Below are 19,896 nucleotides of genomic sequence, written 5' to 3'. Positions count from 1 at the left end.
AAACACTCTTCTGATCAGATGGCGTGGATCTCGCCTGTTTTCGTATCCAGATGGAAATTGCGGCTCGGGCTGCCTTTCAGATATTTATCAATCACGCTGAAAATACTGCCGAAGCGCAGGCGGAAAATCATATCAAACGGACTGTCTGCGGTGACCTCCGGCATCTCGGCAGGCAGAGACTTCGCCAGTGTTAAGGTCAACAGACGGTATTCCCTCAGGCGAGAGACGGAAATATCCCTCAGCGCCAGCTCATCGGCATTGCGCAAGCGATAAAAATCCACTGCCAGATCAAAACCGTTCCAGCCAGCAAACTCCTCAAGCGTCATCCCCGCGTTGCGGGCTAAGGTCCTGGCCCGGCTCTCCGCCTCGCGCCAGGCGGCGGACTCTTTTTTCAGATACAGCCCACTGATATCCCGCGGTGCAGGCGCGCTGCCTTTCGCACAAATCGCATGCGCATCTTGCGGCGTGGTTAACACCTCCTGATAGGCCAGCGGGCTGTTGAGCTGACTTAAAATCAGCATCTCCGCACCGTTCAGGCTGAACAGCATTTGGCGGATTTCGCACGGCCACTCCTCCGGGATAAAGCGCAACCGGGTGAGTTCAGTAATATGCCAGTTGGTGAAATCATAATAATCCCGCGCCCCGAGCACCGCTTTATTCCACAGATGAGGCGAATGGATAGCGTTGAGATGATCCCATTCCTGCTGGTAGTGCTCAAACAGCTCGTTAAAGCGCGGCACGCTGTTGAGGATTATCGTTTGCACATCAATACTGTTCGGGCTGGAAAAATTGAGGATTTTATAGGCCGGGACATAGGCTGCCATGGAGGGCGCCTGAATATTAAACAGCAAACTGCCATCCGGGTATTTACGCACGCCCGTATCGTTGAAGTGCATATGTCCGCCCACGTGAACGCCAATCCCGGTTTTCGCCAGCGCATGGCTGGTATCTTCTTGTGGCGCTCGCGCCAGCTGGAATTTCCCTTTGCCAAAGATATTTTCCAGATCGCCCGCCGCCCCGTTATCAAACTCCACCATCGGGAAATGGCTGAAGGTAATCAGGGTTTTATTCTGCGCTTTCGCACGCTGCGCGACGTCGGTCATCCAGGCTACCGTCTGCTGCTTGTGGGTCAGCATCTTGTTATACCCGGCATCGCCTGAGCCCTCGAAATTGCTGGCTTCCGTCAATTTCGTCGGATCAGCGTTTTTCGTCGGAAGATAGACATTTGCATCCACCGCCATCAACCATAACCCCGGCACCGGTTCAACCAGGTAGCTGCTGTCCGCGACAGTGAAGCACGGCCCGTAGCCCGGTTTTTTATATTTCCCTCCGGTACCCTGGGCGCAAATTTCATACTGCCGCTGGCGGAAATCGCTGGCCTGTTGTGCTTTAGCATAGGAATAATGCTGTTGGTCATACGATGAATACGGTGTTTCCCAGTAGATATCCGTCTGCTGCGGGTTCATACCAAATGGCGCCATCATGTTCATGATGTACTGATAACCGCTACTGACCATCTCCTGGCTGCAAATGGTCGGCAATTCTGCGCCGGTCGCTATCACCGCCGTTTTGCCCTGGTAGCCTTTGCACTCTTTTGCACCAAAACTGAAAATGCGCTGGGTTTTACCACCTGCGCCTAAAAAATCCTCTTCACCGCCGGGTAAATCGAAAGGCCGGTTAGGATCGTGATTCCCGGGAGTGGCAAAAAAACGCATGCCGTATTTTTGCTGATACTCCTGCAACAAGGTCACCAAACCGCGAATATGTACCGGCTGCCCGTCATCGCTGAAATCCCCCGGTAGCGCGATAAGTTTTATGCCTTTGCTGCCCGCATCATCCAGTGCGGCACGAAGGGCAAAATAGTTCTCATTAAATAAACGCGTGGAGGTCAACTGCGCATACATGGTACGGATCATCGCATTCTGTCCGCTTTTTTGATTCTTCAGGCCACTGAACGCCCCATCCTGGAAGGTGCCATACACATCATGAAAGTGGATATCGGGCATGAACGCGACACGGTACTGATACTGTTCAGCCGCCTCCGCAGCGCTGGCGGTCAGCAAAAGGGCGGCAATGTTTGCCATCAAAAATGTCTTCATCACAATGTCCTTTATTAGCGGGTGAGTTCTCGCTCAAGCAAGTCGATAATGGCTTTCGGATCATTGCCTTGCAGTAATTGCTGACGAAAATCTTCATGCATCAGCTTGCGGGCTAGTTTCGAAAAGATTTTCATGTGATCGCCTTTTTCCTGCTCGCTGACTGTCAGCATGAGAACCAGCGACACCTCCACGCCGTCTCCCCACATCAGGGGCGTATTCAGGCGCAATAAAGAGACGCTGCTGCTGGTGACCGCTGCGGATTTACAGTGCGGGATAGCCACCGCGAAACCGAGTGCGGTCGAGAACACCGCCTCCCGCTGCCAGATGGCCGTTTCCACCGCCGTACCGGAGCTTACCCGCTGCTCAACCTCAAGGTTATCCGTCAGGCGTTTGATGGCTTCGGCTTTGCTGGCGACACGCTGATCCAGCATCACCAGCGCCGGATCGAAGACCGGATGGTTGCGCTGTGCCGTTTGCGCTTTGACCCTGCTTTCCACCTCGTTGGCGCTTTCGCAGCTAAAAGCGTCTTCAAGCGTTTGTCGACATGCCGTCGTATCCAGTGACGCCAGATGCTGCTTCACTTGCCCTATCCGCCCGGAGGACATGCTGATTTGTCGCAACCCAGCCCCCAGCAGCAGCGGAAGCGCGGTCGGGTCACCGCCCATTTCACCACACAGGCAGATATCAAGTTTTGCCCGCTGCGCGCTCGCCGTAATGTCGTTGAGGAGCCTAAGGAAGCCAGGATCACAGTGGTTATAAAGGTGACGTATGCGCGGATTGCCGCGGTCACAGGCGAGGAAATATTGCAGTAGATCGTTACTGCCAATGGAGACAAAATCGATATACGCTGCCGCGCGCTCCAGCAGGTAAAGCGCCGACGGTACCTCGGCCATGATGCCTAAGTGCCACTCTCCGATGGCGAGACCTTCGCTCTGTAACTGTTCCGCTATCTGATGGAACTGGGTATGCAGCCACTTCACCTCTTCCAGCGTCGCCACCATCGGCACCATAATATGCAGCGGCCCTGTGGCGCTGGCGCGAAGCAATGCCCGCACCTGATGGCTGAAAAGCGTCAGAAACGCGGGATAGAGACGCACCGCACGCCAGCCAAGGAATGGGTTCTCTTCCGACGGCAGATTGAGATAGTCGCAGGGTTTATCGCCCCCGATATCCAGCGTGCGGATAACCACCTTTCTTCCCTGCGCCTGCTCCAGCACATGGCGGTAAGCCTGGTACTGCTCCTCTTCTTCTGGCGGCGCGCTGCGTTCACAAAACAGCATTTCGGTGCGAAACAGGCCTATTCCTTCCGCCCCCGCAGCAAATGCCCCTTCCGCTTCGGCAGCCAGCGCAATATTGGCCAGCAACGATACCGATTCGCCATCGCGGCTGGTGCCCTTTTGCTGCAACAGCGGCGCTAAGCGCTGGCCGATGCGCGCGTCTTTTTCTGCCTCCATGGCGTACCACTGTTGTGCACACGCATCCGGTGCAATCACCAGCACGCCATAGCGTGAGTCGAGGAGCAACGGCGTTCCGTCCGGCACTCTCACCTCCGGCGCGCAGAGCAACGGAATGCCAAACGAACGGGCGAGGATCGCGGTATGTGATGTCTCACCGCCTTCGCCCATCACAATGCCTTTCAGATGCGTTCCACGCAGCGCCAGAAATTGTCCGGGAGTGATTGGGGATGCGCTGATGACGACAGAATCCTGGGTTAATTCCGGCAAGGTAAAGAGCGGGCCGGGGAGCAGAAACGCCGCCAGACGCAGCCCTAAATCCTGCAAATCCAGCGCCCGCTGTTGCAGATAAACGCTGCGACTCTCACGCAGCGGAAGGCTGAGTTGAGTGATCACTTGTGCCAGCGCCGCCAACGCATTGCGGGCATTGGGCGCAGAAAACAACGCCTGTTCCAGCATCGTGTCGTGCAGCAGTTTCTTGTGCGCTTTCAGCACGTCCGCAGTCTCGCCCTGCGCATGCCGCAATTCTGCCTGCACCTGATCACGTACCGCGCTTAACGCCTGGATCAGCATTTGCCTCTGGTGTTCAGATTCCTGCGGCGCTTCCTGCTCTGCCAGCCGCAACAGATCTACCGTCCCTAACGGCACAGCAATACCTTTGGCCAGCCCCGGACTGATGCCGCCGCCACGCAGACATTGCGCGGTGGTGGCCGCCAGAAAGACAGGCAATGGCTGTTCATGAGAAACGGAGGGAGTGACAAGCGGCGCATCACACTCGGCCAGTTCATTGGTGATAAACGCGCCCAGCGCCTGGCGTGCTGCCTGCTCGTCATCACCATCAATCAGCAGTTCGCAGGCATCCTGAAATACCACGTCTGCGCCAATTAACGCCAGTACACTACGCGCATCCACCTGTCTCTGATTGCGCAGATTATGCAGGGTGACCCGGGCGTTAAATGGCGTCACTCGCTGTTCCAGTTCGCTGGCGGGTCTGGCGTGCAGGCCATTTTCCAGGGGACAAATAAACGGGATTTTAAGCATCGGATTTTCCTTCTTTCGCAGGCTGGATCCGCCAGCTCACCGGCGCGCAAGCAGAAACCGTTTTTTGCGGGGCACAAAGCGGGGTTTCCGCCAGCGTGACAGGCGTGATATCTCCCGCCGCAACAGGGGCCGCACTGGACAGCAGCGAGGTGCCAGGATTCCAGCCACGCAGGATCAGGGCATCGCCGTTTTGCGCTTTTTTGAGCGTACTGAAATGCAACGGCGTATCCCAGCTCAACAGGCTGTACGAGGACGGGAATGACTTGCCGTGCGGGTTGGTTTTAAAGCGCGACCAGCCGGAATCCAGCCAGCCGAGGGCGGGCGTGCGCCAGTTCTCCACGTCGCGCCAGAATGTCGCATCCGGCCCCTGATGCAGCGGCAGGAGTGCAAAATGGCAGTGAAATGGCCCCGTCAGCTGTGAGTCCGGAGAAGGTAAAACCATGCCAGAGGCACGTCCTGGACGCCACGGCATATTGGCTTGTCCCAGCCAGCCGACGCTGCGCAGTAGCGTTATCGCCAGCGTTGCCGGTTTATCCGCCGGGATCTCATATTCGCGTAGTCCCTCTGTCACCACGCACATCCCATGGCTTTGGTTATGCATCATCACCAGACTTTGCATCGGCCACAGCGAAGCGGGCGCTTCCGTCCACTGTTCCTGCTGCCACACCGCCAGCGTTTGCGGGCGATTTTCACGGCGGATCAGACCAAAAGGTTGATCGGCGAAGTGGAACATCTCGCCAATGTCAGTGGGGATTTCGACCTGCAAGCGATGATCACGCAAGGTGTTATCGAGGCTCACCTGCACATCCAGCAGCGGGCAGTCATGATCAAGCGCCAGCGTCATGCTGACATTCAACTGCGTGTTGCACAGATGCTGCTGGCGAGCCAGCTGATCGACGGGGGCAGCAATGGACCAGTTGAGTGTCAGCGTATCGGCAAGCGTACCGCGCTGCCAGGTGGCAGACGTCAACGCGCCATCGCTGGTCACGCGCCAGTCCTCCTCCGGTGGCGAATAGTTGTAGTTATCGCCCGCATCGCCGCCGTCGACCAGTTGCAGAATGTGTTCCCAACGTTTACCACTACGTTTATCGAGCAGGGAGATCTGCCCCTCATCCAGCGTCAGACGCAGCCAGGCGTTTTCCAGCGCTGAAATCTCCCCGCTTGTCGCGACAAACCCTGCAGCACAATCTTCCTGAAGATATAACGTCTGATATCCGCAGGCTGGCAGCGCTTTCGCTTCCAGCAGGAGGGTACATTTGCGATACCAGACCGTCGTCGTGCTGTTAGAAAGCTCCTGCACAATAACCGACATATCCTGCTGTTCTTCATGCACAATCTGCCAGCGACAGGGCTGTCCTGAGGCATCAACGATGCAAAAATCAGTGCCGGGGACATACAGCGTCAGCGCCACCCGGCCGTCGCGCTCGTAAGGAAGCGAGTTGAAGATAATGATTTTTTTGCCTTGCTGGCGGGCATCGATCCCTTCCGCCAGCATTTTCATATTTAGCTCAAACAGCTGGCTGGCGCTTTCCTGCCCGGATGTCAGCCGCGCTTTGACCATCGCATTAACGCGATCGGAGTTACAGCCGCCGATACTGTCATGGGCATGGGATTTCATCGCCTCGCGCCAGATGTTCTCCACAGCGGTTTGCGGATAAGGCAGCCCCAACCGCCACACCACGCTTAGCAGCGGTTCAAGCTGCTGACTGACAAAGTTTTCAAGCCTGGCGTTGGCCTGTTTGATATCCATGCGGGTCGAGAAAATGCCCCGATGGATGCGCATATACTTCGGGCTGAGCAGCTCGCCCTGAAATTCCGTCAGCGTTTCGCCTTCCAGTGCCTGAAAATAGCGGCTGAAATCGCTGCGCACAAAACGGTACTCGTCCTGCTGTTCGTTGAGCGTGTCAAGCATGGCGGGCACGCCATATTCAAAGGGAGACTGATCATTGCCGTTTGGCAGCAATATCTGCGCTGACGCGCTAAATTTCGCCTGTTTTTGCAATATACCCGGCAGCACCCGCCAGGCTTCCTCCGCATTCGTCGGCAGCCATTTAGCGCAACCGTAGCCCCAGGGCAGAACCGCGGTGGTCACACTGCTGCCGTCCGCGCTGCGCCAGATAAACTCGCTGCTGGCGACGTCGTGTTCACACCAGCCGCGCCAGATAACCGCCCGATCGATAGCGAACTGGGCCAGGAACATCGGCAACTGCGCACTCTGCCCGAATGAGTCGGGAACATAACCAACGGGCATACGGCTGCCCAGCGTCTGGCAGTCCGCCATGCCCAACAGCAGATTACGGGTGATGGACTCTGCACCGACCACCAAAAAATCAGTCTGGGTATACCACGGACCGATCAGCAGCCGTCCCGCTGCAATGAGCTTAAGGACTCGCTCACGATTGTCCGGAGCCACCTGGAAATAGTCTTCCAGCACCACCGTCTGCCCATCCAGAACCAGAGGCCCCAATGATTCATCGGCTTCAAGGCGCGCAATGACGTCGGCCATAAAATAATAAAGGACCGTTCGCGAGTCATTCTCTGTGAAATACCACTCCCGATCCCAATGCGTATGCTGAATTAAATGAACTGTCTTCATATTATTTTCCGTATTTAAGATGTGCGACTCCCGCGCGGAGGAAATAATCGATCCACGCTGCAAACTGTTCGGATTAATACGCCAGCAGCGTATTATCTGCTGGCTTTAAATTTCGGCGCAGGCGTTGTTTTATTACCACCCGAAACAGGCGTTGCTTCGCCACGGAAAATGAATAGCGATCCGCACGCAATAATCGCTGAACCACAGGCAATGGACAGGACATAAATCGGCCATTGCTCAACCGCCAGCCAGCCATAAAACCCAGAAATAGGGGCATGGTTACTCGCCCCCAGTCCAACGGCCATCGACGCGCCAACGGCAGAGCCAATGACGTTAACAACAATGATGCGCGGGTTAGCCAGCGCAAAAGGGATCGCCCCTTCGGACACACCGATAAGCCCCATCAGGGTGGAGGCTTTACCGGCTTCGCGCAACGATTCCGGGAAACGCGAAGACCAGATCAACGTCGCCACGCCCAGGCCAATCGGCGGAACAATAATAGCCACCTGAGCCGCAGTATTCGGGTCATAGATACCGGAGGCCAGCAGCGCCATCGCGGTCGTTACCGCCGCCTTATTGACCGGACCGCCAAGGTCGAAGCCCACCATGCCGCCAATCACCGCCGCCAACAGAACTTTGTTGGTGCCCGACATCGACAGCAACCACTGCTCCATACCGTGATTCAGCGCCGCCAGCGGAGTACCAATCACAAAGGCCATCACGATACAGGTCAGCAGCGTGCCGCCTACCGGCAGGATAAAAATTGGCCCCGCGGAGGCCAGGGTTTTCGGTAATTTAATCCAGCGATTCAGGGCCAGAACGATGTAACCTGCCACAAAACCCGCCGCCAGAGCGCCAAGAAATCCGGTGCCCAGATTGCTGGCCAACAGGCCGCCCACCATGCCTGGCGCCAGACCCGGTTTGTTCGCCAGGGCAAAACTGATATAACCCGCCACTACCGGCAGCATCAGCGACAACGCCAGGCCACCGAAACCATCGAATTTATGCAGCATCTGCACCATCACGCTGGCGGCCTGCTCGTGGCTGGCATCCCAGATGTTATCAATGCCGTACAACGAGGCACCGATACGTGCAATCCCCATGATCACTGCCCCGGAGATGACAAACGGCAGCATCCATGAGACGCCGGTCATGATGGCGTTTTTCACCTCTGCGCCCGTGGAGCGCTGCCCCCCGCCCTGAAACTTAGCCATTTGCCACCTCCTGCTCTACGGCTTCAAATACCGCATCGCCAAATTTGATTGGGTCGGAAACGCTGCACTCCAGTTTTATCATGCCGTCGAAGCGCTCTTTATCACTGATAGCCACGTCAGCGGCGATGATTACCGCATCGGCCCGGGACAGGTCGTCAGCGGTAATTTCGTTTTCTGTCCCCAGACCGCCCTGGGTTTCTACTTTGATATCATGACCCCGTTTTTTCCCTGTTATCTCAAGGGCTTCAGCGGCCATAAAGGTGTGCGCGACACCGGTTGGACAAGCAGCGACACAAACAATGTACATAACGCATCCTCTCTGATGAGTTCAGATAATAAAAAAGCACAATGGCGAAAACGCGCATTGTGCTTTATGAATAGCGATGGGCATGCCAGAAGATGATCACCATCTGAGCCACTGGCATGACGGCACATCACCAACTGATGCAGACTCGAATTGCGGAAACTGAATGTCAGTTCCGTTCTTTTACGGCAACCCAATGTCGATGGCGACGCGGGCTGGGCTGACGGGTCGGGCAGATAAAAATGATGCTCGATATTTATGTACAGCGCCTGACCTGCACAATCCCATAAACTCGACCAGTTTTGCGCCATTTGCACATCCATATCACCGTCATCCGGCGTATTATTTGCAGTCAGGTCTTGCAGGGAATTAAACCAGCACACATTATCCAGCAGCGCTTTAATTTTGCTATCAATTGATAGCAAAAAAGCGATACCGTTCATGATAAATGTGATGAAAATAGCTGGCATACTACCTCCGCAAATAATAATCGGAGCATAAAGCAAAAAATCACTGTTAAATGTGATTTATTGCACAGAGCACTCATTTTAATATCACGTGAGGAATAACACTATTAATTGTAGGTTATTTAAAATATTCTCCTTCGCGGTTATTTCAGGCCGCATTACGATGACGCCACTGCCCAGGCGTCATCCCCACTTCCCGGTTAAACACCACTGAAAAGTAGTTACTGTCCTCAAAGCCACAGTGCATCGCAATTTCCCCGATCATCAATTCGGAATGCTGCAGCAGATATTGCGCGTGGCAAATCCGCAACTGGCGTAAATAGTGGTTGATGGTCATGCCCGTCTGACTGCGGAACTGCTGACGCAGCGTGCGTTCACTGCACGTTTGCTGTTCGCAGAATTGATCCAGCGCGAAAGGTCTGTTCAGGCTACCCGCCAGTGCGGTGAGAAGCTTATCGAGCAGCGCCTCGCTTTCGGTGGCCGCCAGGTTATCGGTCGCGAAGCGATGGCGCGTTAATGTCACCACCAGTTGGGCAAATAACAACTCAGCCATATCGTTCGCGTGATGACCGGTTTTATGGCTCTCCTGTTCCAGTGCGGAGATCACCTGTCGTGCCTGGGTCATGCCGCTGCTGCCAATCCGCCAGTGCGGCGTCCAGGCCGTTCCATGCAGGCCGGGAATGTGCGCCGCCCAGTCGAGGTTCAGCTTCAGCCGCTCCGGGCAATAAATAATATTCTGCAAAACCAGATCGTTAACGGAGGCGTAGGAGTGCTTGTCTTCCGCGCGAATGTAAAACAAATCGCCCCGCGTTATGCGGTACGGGCGATCGTTGAGGATATGCAGTCCGTTGCCGCGCCACACCAGCACCAGCTCACAGAACTCATGCGTGTGCTCAGCAAACACGTTTTGCGGGTAGCGATCGGCCACCGCCACCGCTTGCTGCGGCGACGTAAAAAATTCGGCTTTTCGAAGAATGAGTGGTGCAGGCACAGCGAACCTCAAACAGCGGATAACCGGATATTATTAGCTGTTTTTACAGCAAAAAACGGTGACTGGTCTCGCGTTACTGAAGTACCGTGTCGCGCCCCTGACGAATGTCACGCGGAGACCATTGGAACTCGCGACGAAAAAGCGTCGAAAAGTGGTTACTGTCGCCAAAACCACAGCGAAATGCGATGTCTGTAACGCTTTCGTCACTATGGCGAAGCAGGTGACGCGCTTTGGTGAGACGAATGCGATTGAGGTAGCGCTGCGGCGTCATGCTGGTGTGCTGTTTGAGCTGGCGATGCAGGGTACGCAGCGACAGCGAAAAGCGGTCAGCAACCTCTTCCCAGCACACATCGTCGGCGAAATGGTCTTCCAGCCACGCCATCAGCAAACTCAGGCGAGCATCGTTATTGGTCGCCTCTGCCGCAAGGCTGCCTTTGCGCAAATGCACCAACAGCTGCATAAACAAAATTTCGCGGTTGGCGATGGCGTGCATGTCGTCCCCACTATCGAGCGCTTCCATTTGCTGCACAACCTGCCGGACTTGTTGCAACACCGCCTGATTCACCCGCCAGTGCGACGGGTATACGCCATTCTGCTCCTGCGGCAGCAGCTGTTGCAGGCCGGACAGAAACCGGAACGCGTCCGGAGACCGGTACAGCACATTGGTCAGGCATAAATTGTCGGTGTGCTCGTACAAATGACGGTCATGATCACGAACGAAGCACACCGTCCCGCCGGTAATGGTGTATGGCTGGCCGTTGAACACATGGATACCGGTGCCATGCTCCACAATCACAATTTCATGAAAATCATGGTGGTGCTCCGGAAACTCTGCTTGTGGAAGCCGTGGCTCAATGGCAACAGGTGCATGTCCTGACGGAAAAAAATCCACGCTGTGCAGTACGGTCATCATGGCCTCCACGAAATGAGAAAAGTTATCAGGATAATAAGCAGCCCCCGCCATTCTCACCTTGAATTTTTGACACTAAAGCACGCAAACCCTGTCTGTTTTTCAAGAAACGACAGGAAAAAGCAGGAAATGCGTTCAGCGTCACACCCGCATGAAACGGACTTATTACTGGAAATTGTGAAGCCCCTCACGTTCATCTTTGCTTTCTTGCCAGCCACCATTTAGGGCTGTCAGTGGTGAGAAGGTCGATATGACGACGCTCCTTCAGACTGTCTGTAATGACTATCAGAAGGATCTCCCCATGAGTTTTCGCCATTGTGTGGCGGTTGATTTAGGCGCTTCCAGCGGACGCGTAATGCTTGCCTGTTACGACCGCAAAGAAAAGACTCTGACACTGCGTGAAATCCACCGTTTTATGAATACGCTCCAAAAAGTGGACAGCACCGACTGTTGGGATATCGACAGCCTGGAAGCTGAAATTCGCTGCGGGCTGAAGAAAGTTTGCGACGACGGCATTCTTATCGACAGCATCGGCATTGATACCTGGGGCGTGGACTATGTGCTGCTGGATAAAGACGGCAACCGCGTCGGTCTGCCGATTTCCTACCGCGACAGCCGCACGCAGGGCGTGATGCAACTCGCGGAAAAAGAGCTCGGACGCGCCGATATTTACCGCCGCAGCGGCATTCAGTTCCTGCCGTTTAACACCCTTTACCAGTTCCGCGCCTTCGCTGAACAACAGCCGGAAGCGGCGGCCAGCGTCGCCCATGCGCTGTTGATCCCCGACTATTTCGCCTATCGCCTGACCGGCAAAATGAACTGGGAATACACCAACGCCACCACCACCCAGATGGTGAATATCAACACCGATAACTGGGACGAAGACCTGCTCAACTGGGCGCACGCCCCGCGCAGCTGGTTTGGCACGCCAACGCATCCAGGCAACGTGGTAGGACACTGGATTTGCCCGTTGGGCAATCAGATCCCGGTGGTCGCCGTCGCCAGCCACGACACCGCCAGTGCAGTGATTGCTTCGCCGCTGACAGGCAAGCATACGGCCTATCTCTCTTCCGGCACCTGGTCGCTGATGGGCTATGAAAGCAAAACGCCATGTACTAGCGATAGCGCGCTGGCGAACAACATCACCAACGAAGGCGGCGCGGAAGGCCGCTACCGGGTGCTGAAAAACATCATGGGCCTGTGGTTGCTGCAACGCGTTCTGAAAGAGCAAAACGTCAGTGATATCTCAAGGCTTATCGCTCACACACAGATGCTGCCCGCCTGTCAGTTCGTTATCAATCCGAACGATGACCGCTTCATTAATCCCGACAACATGAGCGCCGAAATTCAGGCCGCCTGCCGCGAAAGCCAGCAGCCGGTGCCGGAAAGCGTTGCCGAACTGGCGCGCTGCATTTTCGACAGTCTGGCGCTGCTGTATGCCCGTGTGCTGCACCAGCTCGCTGATCTTCACGGTCACCGCTTTTCACAGCTGCACATCGTGGGCGGCGGCTGCCAGAACGAACTGCTCAATCAGCTCTGCGCCGATGCCTGCGGCATTACGGTTATCGCCGGGCCGATTGAAGCTTCCACGCTGGGCAATATCGGCGTGCAGCTGATGACGCTTGATGAACTCAAGGACGTCGATGATTTTCGTAAGGTGGTGCGCGGCAACCACGCTCTCACCACCTTTAATCCGGATCCGAACAGTGAAATTGCCCGCTACGTCGCGCAGTTTCAGCCACAACAGACTAAGGAGCTTTGCGCATGACCACTCAACTTGAACAAGCCTGGGAACTGGCTAAACAGCGTTATGCCACCGTGGGTGTCGACGTCGAGGAGGCGCTGCGTCAGCTCGACCGTCTGCCTGTCTCAATGCATTGCTGGCAGGGCGATGACGTGGCCGGGTTTGAAAACCCAGGCGGCGCGCTGACCGGCGGCATCCAGGCGACCGGTAACTATCCGGGCAAAGCGCGCAACGCCACTGAACTGCGAGCCGATCTGGAGCAAGCCCTGAGCCTGATCCCGGGCCCAAAACGCCTTAACCTGCACGCCATTTATCTGGAATCAGACCAGCCGGTTGGCCGTAACGAAATCAAACCCGAGCATTTCAAAAACTGGGTGCAGTGGGCAAAAACCAACAAGTTGGGTCTGGATTTCAACCCGTCCTGCTTCTCGCACCCAATGAGCGCCGACGGCTTTACCCTGGCCCACGCCAACGATGAAATTCGCCAGTTCTGGATTGATCACTGCAAAGCCAGCCGCCGCGTATCCGCGTATTTCGGCGAGCAGTTGGGTACCCCGTCGGTGATGAACATCTGGATACCGGACGGCATGAAAGACCTGACCGTCGACCGCTTCGCGCCGCGCCAGCGTCTAATGAACGCGCTGGATGAAATTATCAGCGAAAAACTGAGCCCGGCGCATCACATCGATGCAGTGGAAAGCAAACTGTTCGGCATTGGAGCTGAAAGCTACACCGTCGGCTCCAACGAGTTTTACATGGGTTACGCCACCAGCCGCCAGACCGCGCTGTGCCTGGACGCGGGCCACTTCCATCCGACCGAAGTGATTTCCGACAAAATCTCCGCCGCGATGCTGTTTGTGCCGCGCCTGCTGCTGCACGTGAGCCGCCCGGTACGCTGGGACAGCGACCACGTGGTGCTGCTGGACGACGAAACTCAGGCTATCGCCAGCGAAATCATCCGCCATGACCTGTTCGACCGCGTACACATTGGCCTCGATTTCTTCGACGCCTCGATTAACCGCATCGCCGCGTGGGTGATTGGCACGCGCAACATGAAAAAAGCCCTGCTGCGCGCTCTGCTGGAGCCGACTGCGGAACTGCGTCAACTGGAACTCGACGGCGATTACACCGCGCGTCTGGCGCTGCTCGAAGAGCAGAAATGCCTGCCGTGGCAGGCGGTATGGGAAATGTACTGTCAGCGTCACGATGCGCCAGCAGGCAGCCAGTGGCTCGACAACGTGCGCGCCTATGAGAAAGACGTTTTAGCGAAGCGTAAATAAAAGACATGCCCGGCGGCACTTTGCGTGCCGGGCCTACTGGTAAGAGTAGGCCGGGTAAGCCACGCGCCACCCGGCATTTTCAAAGGAACCACAAGACTATGCAGACCATTACCGATTCCTGGTTCGTCCAGGGCATGATCAAAGCCACCACCGATGCCTGGCTGAAAGGCTGGGACGAACGCAACGGCGGCAACCTGACCCTGCGCCTCGACGACGCCGATATCGCACCGTTCGAAGCAGATTTCCATGCGAAGCCGCGCTATATCGCTCTGAGCCAGCCGATGCCCGCGCTGGCGAATACGCCGTTTATCGTCACCGGTTCCGGCAAATTCTTCCGCAACGTGCAGCTCGACCCGACCGCCAATTTAGGGGTAGTGAAAGTGGACAGCGACGGCGCGGGCTACCACATTCTTTGGGGGCTGACCCACGAAGCGGTGCCAACCTCTGAGCTGCCAGCGCACTTCCTTTCCCATTGCGAACGCATCAAGGCGACCAATGGCAAAGACCGCGTGATCATGCACTGTCATGCCACCAACCTGATTGCCTTGACCTATGTGCTGGAAAACGACACCGACCTCATCACCCGCAAACTGTGGGAAGGCAGTACTGAGTGTCTGGTGGTATTCCCTGACGGCGTCGGCATTCTGCCGTGGATGGTGCCGGGCACCGATGAAATCGGCCAGGCAACCGCCACCGAAATGCAGCAACATTCGCTGGTGCTGTGGCCGTTCCACGGCGTATTCGGCAGCGGCCCAACGCTCGATGAAACGTTTGGCTTAATTGATACCGCCGAGAAATCGGCAGAAGTTCTGGTGAAGGTCTATTCGATGGGCGGTATGAAACAGACCATCACCCGGGAAGAACTGATTGCTCTTGGCAAACGCTTTGGCGTGACCCCAATGGCATCAGCATTAGCGCTTTACGCATAACAGTTTACCGATAATAACATCGCGCCCCGCTCATTGAGACGGGGCGAACACACACCTGCAATCTAACCATTCCCTATGGATTTCGCGGTGCAGAAAGGCGGCTTTGCCGCGAGTCCCCAGGAACTTACTCAAGTAAGTGACTGGGGTGAGTAAGAAGCCAACGCATCTGCAACGTGAAAGACGACGGGAATAACTCTAAGTGGAGTAAAAGCAATGAAAATAAAACTAAGCTTGATCCTCACCGTTGCCGCACTGGCGTTTTCCGGTTCTGCTTTAGCTGAAGTCAAAATCGCCCTCGTGGCAAAATCGCTGGGAAATGGATTTTTTGAAGCAGCCAACGTTGGCGCGCAGGAAGCGGCAAAAGAGTTAGGTGACGTCAAAGTCATTTATACCGGGCCCACCACCACCACCGCAGAAGCACAGATCGAAGTACTGAACGGGTTGATCGCCCAGGGCGTCGATGCGATCGCCATTTCAGCCAACGATCCGGACGCATTGGTGCCGGTACTGAAAAAGGCGATGCAGCGTGGGATTAAAGTGGTCTCGTGGGATTCCGGCGTGGCGCAGGCTGGCCGTCAGATCCACCTGAATCCTTCCAATAACGCGTTGATCGGTGAAACCAACGTCAAACTGGCCGCCGATGCGCTGAAGGCGCTGAAAGTGGACAAAGGCGATGTTGCCATTCTGAGCGCCACTCCCACCTCCACCAATCAGAACATCTGGATTGCGGAGATGAAAAAAGTGCTGCCGCAGTATCCGTCGATCAATCTGGTGACGGTGGCCTACGGCGATGACCTTTCCGATAAAAGCTACCGCGAAGCGGTCGGTTTGCTGAAAACGTATCCTGACCTGAAAGTTATCGTGTCGCCGTCATCCGTTGGCATTGTGGCCGCGGCGCAGGCAGTAAAAGATCAGGGCAAAATCGGTAAAGTGTACGTCACTGGCCTGGGCCTGCCGTCTGAAATGGCTGGGGCAATCAAATCCGGCGCCAGCAAAAGCTTTGCTATCTGGAACCCTATCGATCTGGGTTATGCCGCAACCTATTTAGCGGACGATCTGGTGAAAGGCACGGCCACCAAAACCGAAGCCAGCATGGGTAAACTCGGCAACGTAACGCTGGATGCCGACGGTAACGGCGCGATGGCCAAACCGTTCGTTTACGATGCCAGCAACATTGATAAGTTCTCCAAAATTTTCTGATGCGTTTTGTAGGCCGGATAAGCGTAGCGCCATCCGGCAACACGGCGGGTGGCGTTGCCGCTTACCCGCCCTACAAGACCCCTTTGACGGAGAACCATGATGGCCGAATCCACCCCCTTGCTCCAGCTCACAGGCATCAGCAAATTCTTCCCCGGCGTGCGCGCCCTGGAGAATGTGCAACTTAACCTGTGGCCCGGAAAAGTCACCGCGCTGATTGGCGAAAACGGTGCCGGAAAGTCCACGCTGGTCAAAGTGATGACCGGTATTTATCAGCCCGACGAGGGCGATATTTTGTATAAAGCGATCCCCATCCAGCTGCCCACGCCAGATTCTGCCCACAAAGTGGGGATCACCGCGATCCATCAGGAAACCGTGCTATTTGATGAACTGTCGGTCACCGAAAACATTTTTGCCGGGCAGTACGTCTGTAAGGGCTTTCTGAAGAAACTCGACTGGCCGGAAATGCATCGCCGTGCCCAGGCGCTGCTGTCGAGGCTTGAAGTGCAGATTGACCCACGCGCCACGCTGAAAACCCTGAGTATCGCCCAGCGCCATATGGTCGCCATCGCCCGCGCACTCTCGTTTGATGCCCAGGTGGTGATTCTCGACGAACCGACTGCGGCCCTGTCTCAGCATGAAATTCTGGAGTTTTATCAAATCGTTGAACGCCTGAAACAGGACGGCAAAGCCATTCTGTTTATCTCGCACAAATTCGACGAAATCTTCGAGCTGGCCGATCACTACACCATTCTGCGCGACGGTGCATTCGTGGGCGCAGGTGATATCCACGGTATTACCGAAGAAAAAATGGTGGCGATGATGGTGGGGCGCGCCATTACCCAGACCTTCCCGAAAGTCACCTGCGAACCCGGTGATACGGTGCTGGAAGTGAAAGACTTATGCCATCCGACTGAATTTGCACATATCGATTTCAGCCTGCGCAAAGGCGAGATTCTCGGCTTTTACGGCCTGGTCGGTGCCGGACGTACCGAGTTGATGCAGGCGCTGTCCGGTGTGACGCAGCCGTCATCCGGCGAAATTGTCCTGAACGGCCAGACCGTACACTTCCGCCAGCCCGCCGATGCTATTCAGGCCGGGATTGTTTGCGTGCCGGAAGAACGGCAAAAACAGGGGGCGATCATTGCGCTGCCGATCGCGCAAAACATCAGCTTGCCGCAGTTGCGGAAGCTTAACCCGAATGGCGTGTTACACGAAGAACGGGAATGGAAACTCGCGGACGACTACGCCAGGCGTTTACAGGTCAAAGCCTCCAGCTGGCGGCAAGCCGTTGAAACGCTGTCCGGCGGTAACCAGCAGAAGGTGGTGATCGGTAAATGGCTTGCGACTCATCCCGAGGTGATCATCCTCGACGAACCGACCAAAGGCATTGATATCGGCTCCAAAGCGGCGGTACATCAGTTCATGTCTGAGCTGGTGGGGCAAGGTCTGGCGGTGATCATGGTGTCATCCGAACTGCCCGAAGTGATGGGCATGGCGGACCGCATCATCGTGATGCACGAAGGGCTGATGGTCGCGGAATACCGCGCGGGCGACGCGACGGCGGAAGTTATCGTCAGCGCTGCCAGCGGTGCAAACAGGGAGGCGGCATAATGTTGAAATCTCTGCTTAAACACCGCGAAGCCCTGCTGGCTGCGGTGATTGTGCTGTTAGTCGCCGCCATCGGCAGCCGCACGCCGTCGTTCATCGCCCCGGGTAATCTGGTGGAAATGTTCAACGATACGGCCATCCTTATCATTCTCGCCCTCGGCCAGATGATGGTGCTGCTGACCAAAGGCATCGACCTGTCGATGGCCGCCAATCTGGCCCTCACCGGCATGATTGTGGCACTGCTCAATTTCCACCATCCGGACATTCCGGTGATTGCCCTGCTGGCGCTGGCCACCCTGCTCGGCCTGCTGATGGGCATCATCAACGGGCTACTGGTGTGGAAACTGGGTATTCCGGCGATTGTGGTAACGCTCGGTACCATGAGCATTTATCGCGGGATTATTTTTCTGCTGTCCAACGGCGGCTGGGTGAACTCGAATCAGATGAGCGCGGATTTTCTTGGCCTGCCGCGTGCCTCGCTGTTAGGGCTGCCAGTACTGAGCTGGTGCGCCATCGCCGGGCTGCTCATCGTTGGGTATTTCCTGCGTTACAGCCGCACCGGCCGTTCGCTTTATACTGCCGGCGGCAACGCCACGGCGGCGTATTACACCGGAATCAACGCCGGGAAAATGCAGTTTGTTAGCTTCTGTCTTTCCGGCGCGCTCGCCGGGTTCTGCGGTTATTTATGGATCTCCCGCTTCGCCGTGGCCTATGTCGATGTCGCCAACGGCTTTGAGCTACAGGTTGTCGCCGCCTGCGTGATCGGCGGGATCAGCACCATGGGCGGCACCGGGCGCGTGCTCGGCTGTCTGTTTGGCGCGCTGTTCCTCGGCGTTATCAACAACGCCTTACCGGTTATCGGTGTATCGCCGTTCTGGCAGATGGCGATTTCCGGTGCGGTGATTGTGATTGCGGTGGTGCTCAACGAGCGCGGCAACAAACGCAAAGGTCGCCTCATCCTGCGCGATGCGGCGCTGGCCCGGCAAAAACTGGCGGTGAAACCATGAGCAAAATGCTGACTTCTGACGCTGTGCAAAACGCGTCACCCGCCCCGTCATTTTTCCAGCGCCTGGCGTGCTGGGAAGGCTTTCTTCTGGCGGTCACCCTCGCGGTGTTCGTGGTGAATGCGTTCGCCTCGCCCTATTTTCTCAACATCTGGAACCTGTCAGATGCCACCTTCAACTTCACCGAAAAAGCGATCATCGTGTTGCCGATGGCGATGCTGATCATCGCCCGTGAAATTGACCTGTCGGTGGCAGCGATCATCGCATTGAGTTCTACGGCGATGGGCTTTTGCGCCGTGGCGGGAATGGATACGCCTCTGTTGGTGTGCGTGGGGCTGGGCGTGGGCGTGTTGTGCGGATTAGTGAACGGGCTGTTGGTCACCCGGCTGAACCTCTCTTCCATCGTTATTACCATTGGCACCATGAGCCTGTTCCGCGGCATTTCCTACATTTTGCTCGGCGATCAGGCGCTGAATCACTATCCGGCGAGCTTCGCATGGTTTGGTCAGGGCTACGTCTGGGGCGCGCTGTCATTTGAGTTTGCGCTGTTTATCGTGCTCGCGGCGGTGTTCACCTTCGTATTGCACAAAACCAACTTTGGTCGCCGCACCTTTGCGATTGGCAATAACCCGACCGGCGCGTGGTTTTCGGGCATTAACGTTAAACGCCACAACCTGATGCTGTTTGTGCTGGTCGGGCTGATGTCCGGCCTTGCTGCGGTGCTGCTGACGTCGCGTTTGGGCAGCACGCGCCCGACCATTGCGCTGGGTTGGGAATTATCAGTGGTGACGATGGCAGTGCTCGGCGGCGTCAATATTCTTGGTGGCTCCGGCAGCATGGTGGGCGTGATTATCGCCGCCTTCCTGATGGGGCTGGTGACCTTTGGCCTGAGCCTGCTCAACGTGCCGGGCATCGTGATGTCAATCATCATCGGCGCGATGCTGATCGTGGTGATTTCCCTGCCGATTATTACTCGCAGAGTGCTGCGACGAAGACGGAATTAACGCCGGATGGCGGGTGCCATCGGGCAGTAAAATCAGCAATATTAAGGAGAA

General features: G+C 56.1%; 15 protein-coding genes. 7 read left to right on the top strand and 8 right to left on the bottom strand.

The features are described 5' to 3' along the window. Positions 1-14 precede the first annotated feature (14 nt). The 8 genes from MUU51_RS01670 to rhaS (MUU51_RS01635) form a co-directional block, all read right to left on the bottom strand. Complete coding sequence (locus MUU51_RS01670) at positions 15-2,099, bottom strand: metallophosphoesterase family protein (protein ID WP_258966963.1); 2,085 nt, start codon at positions 2,097-2,099, stop codon at positions 15-17. Between the two features lie 14 nt (positions 2,100-2,113). Further along, positions 2,114-4,594: a phosphoenolpyruvate--protein phosphotransferase gene (gene ptsP / locus MUU51_RS01665; RefSeq protein ID WP_159776451.1), complete on the bottom strand. Its 2,481-nt coding sequence runs from the start codon at positions 4,592-4,594 to the stop codon at positions 2,114-2,116. Next, positions 4,587-7,190, bottom strand: coding sequence for a glycoside hydrolase family 38 N-terminal domain-containing protein (locus MUU51_RS01660; protein ID WP_258966962.1), 2,604 nt, complete (start codon positions 7,188-7,190; stop codon positions 4,587-4,589). Before MUU51_RS01660 ends, ptsP begins: the two co-directional genes overlap by 8 nt. A 92-nt stretch (positions 7,191-7,282) precedes the next feature. Continuing rightward, on the bottom strand, positions 7,283-8,404 hold the full coding sequence (locus MUU51_RS01655; protein WP_159776455.1) for a PTS fructose transporter subunit IIC: 1,122 nt from the start codon (positions 8,402-8,404) through the stop codon (positions 7,283-7,285). Further along, positions 8,397-8,711, bottom strand: coding sequence for a PTS fructose transporter subunit IIB (locus MUU51_RS01650; protein WP_258966961.1), 315 nt, complete (start codon positions 8,709-8,711; stop codon positions 8,397-8,399). The genes MUU51_RS01655 and MUU51_RS01650 overlap by 8 nt, the downstream gene beginning before the upstream one ends. After that, the gene (locus MUU51_RS01645) at positions 8,636-9,178 is read right to left on the bottom strand and encodes a hypothetical protein (RefSeq protein WP_159776460.1); all 543 of its coding nucleotides are present in this window, start codon (positions 9,176-9,178) and stop codon (positions 8,636-8,638) included. Before MUU51_RS01645 ends, MUU51_RS01650 begins: the two co-directional genes overlap by 76 nt. A gap of 145 nt (positions 9,179-9,323) precedes the next feature. Next, the gene (rhaR, locus tag MUU51_RS01640) at positions 9,324-10,166 is read right to left on the bottom strand and encodes an HTH-type transcriptional activator RhaR (RefSeq protein ID WP_258966960.1); all 843 of its coding nucleotides are present in this window, start codon (positions 10,164-10,166) and stop codon (positions 9,324-9,326) included. Between the two features lie 73 nt (positions 10,167-10,239). Further along, on the bottom strand, positions 10,240-11,076 hold the full coding sequence (rhaS, locus tag MUU51_RS01635; protein WP_159776545.1) for an HTH-type transcriptional activator RhaS: 837 nt from the start codon (positions 11,074-11,076) through the stop codon (positions 10,240-10,242). A gap of 301 nt (positions 11,077-11,377) precedes the next feature. On the opposite strand from rhaS (MUU51_RS01635), the gene rhaB reads away from it, so the two are divergent. The 7 genes from rhaB (at position 11,378) to MUU51_RS01600 (ending at position 19,845) form a co-directional block, all read left to right on the top strand. Then, the gene (rhaB, locus tag MUU51_RS01630) at positions 11,378-12,844 is read left to right on the top strand and encodes a rhamnulokinase (RefSeq protein WP_258966959.1); all 1,467 of its coding nucleotides are present in this window, start codon (positions 11,378-11,380) and stop codon (positions 12,842-12,844) included. Continuing rightward, the gene (gene rhaA, locus MUU51_RS01625) at positions 12,841-14,100 is read left to right on the top strand and encodes an L-rhamnose isomerase (RefSeq protein ID WP_159776466.1); all 1,260 of its coding nucleotides are present in this window, start codon (positions 12,841-12,843) and stop codon (positions 14,098-14,100) included. Before rhaB ends, rhaA begins: the two co-directional genes overlap by 4 nt. 98 nt (positions 14,101-14,198) lie before the next feature. Continuing rightward, a complete protein-coding gene (gene rhaD / locus MUU51_RS01620) occupies positions 14,199-15,029 on the top strand; it encodes a rhamnulose-1-phosphate aldolase (RefSeq protein ID WP_258966958.1) in 831 nt (276 codons plus the stop codon). A gap of 213 nt (positions 15,030-15,242) precedes the next feature. Next, a complete protein-coding gene (gene rhaS / locus MUU51_RS01615) occupies positions 15,243-16,229 on the top strand; it encodes a rhamnose ABC transporter substrate-binding protein (RefSeq protein WP_159776470.1) in 987 nt (328 codons plus the stop codon). 99 nt (positions 16,230-16,328) lie between these two features. Continuing rightward, the gene (locus tag MUU51_RS01610) at positions 16,329-17,840 is read left to right on the top strand and encodes a sugar ABC transporter ATP-binding protein (RefSeq protein WP_159776547.1); all 1,512 of its coding nucleotides are present in this window, start codon (positions 16,329-16,331) and stop codon (positions 17,838-17,840) included. Then, positions 17,840-18,844 carry an ABC transporter permease gene (locus MUU51_RS01605; protein ID WP_159776472.1) on the top strand — a complete coding sequence of 335 codons (1,005 nt, stop codon included), beginning with the start codon at positions 17,840-17,842 and terminating at the stop codon, positions 18,842-18,844. Before MUU51_RS01610 ends, MUU51_RS01605 begins: the two co-directional genes overlap by 1 nt. After that, positions 18,841-19,845, top strand: a complete 1,005-nt coding sequence (locus MUU51_RS01600) for an ABC transporter permease (RefSeq protein ID WP_159776474.1) — start codon at positions 18,841-18,843, stop codon at positions 19,843-19,845. The genes MUU51_RS01605 and MUU51_RS01600 overlap by 4 nt, the downstream gene beginning before the upstream one ends. The last annotated feature ends 51 nt before the right edge of the window (positions 19,846-19,896 follow it).

Source organism: Scandinavium manionii (assembly GCF_024764775.1).
In the GTDB taxonomy this organism is placed as follows: domain Bacteria; phylum Pseudomonadota; class Gammaproteobacteria; order Enterobacterales; family Enterobacteriaceae; genus Scandinavium; species Scandinavium manionii.
The sequence above is the reverse complement of the archived record's forward strand: the minus strand, read 5'-3'. Positions and strand labels throughout refer to the sequence as shown.

Coding starts and splice junctions, on each gene's coding strand:
- MUU51_RS01670 (WP_258966963.1), bottom strand. CDS start 2,099: ATGAAGACATTTTTGATGGCAAACATTGCCGCCCTTTTGCTGACCGCC.
- ptsP (WP_159776451.1), bottom strand. CDS start 4,594: ATGCTTAAAATCCCGTTTATTTGTCCCCTGGAAAATGGCCTGCACGCC.
- MUU51_RS01660 (WP_258966962.1), bottom strand. CDS start 7,190: ATGAAGACAGTTCATTTAATTCAGCATACGCATTGGGATCGGGAGTGG.
- MUU51_RS01655 (WP_159776455.1), bottom strand. CDS start 8,404: ATGGCTAAGTTTCAGGGCGGGGGGCAGCGCTCCACGGGCGCAGAGGTG.
- MUU51_RS01650 (WP_258966961.1), bottom strand. CDS start 8,711: ATGTACATTGTTTGTGTCGCTGCTTGTCCAACCGGTGTCGCGCACACC.
- MUU51_RS01645 (WP_159776460.1), bottom strand. CDS start 9,178: ATGCCAGCTATTTTCATCACATTTATCATGAACGGTATCGCTTTTTTG.
- rhaS (WP_159776545.1), bottom strand. CDS start 11,076: ATGACCGTACTGCACAGCGTGGATTTTTTTCCGTCAGGACATGCACCT.
- rhaB (WP_258966959.1), top strand. CDS start 11,378: ATGAGTTTTCGCCATTGTGTGGCGGTTGATTTAGGCGCTTCCAGCGGA.
- rhaA (WP_159776466.1), top strand. CDS start 12,841: ATGACCACTCAACTTGAACAAGCCTGGGAACTGGCTAAACAGCGTTAT.
- rhaD (WP_258966958.1), top strand. CDS start 14,199: ATGCAGACCATTACCGATTCCTGGTTCGTCCAGGGCATGATCAAAGCC.
- rhaS (WP_159776470.1), top strand. CDS start 15,243: ATGAAAATAAAACTAAGCTTGATCCTCACCGTTGCCGCACTGGCGTTT.
- MUU51_RS01610 (WP_159776547.1), top strand. CDS start 16,329: ATGGCCGAATCCACCCCCTTGCTCCAGCTCACAGGCATCAGCAAATTC.
- MUU51_RS01605 (WP_159776472.1), top strand. CDS start 17,840: ATGTTGAAATCTCTGCTTAAACACCGCGAAGCCCTGCTGGCTGCGGTG.
- MUU51_RS01600 (WP_159776474.1), top strand. CDS start 18,841: ATGAGCAAAATGCTGACTTCTGACGCTGTGCAAAACGCGTCACCCGCC.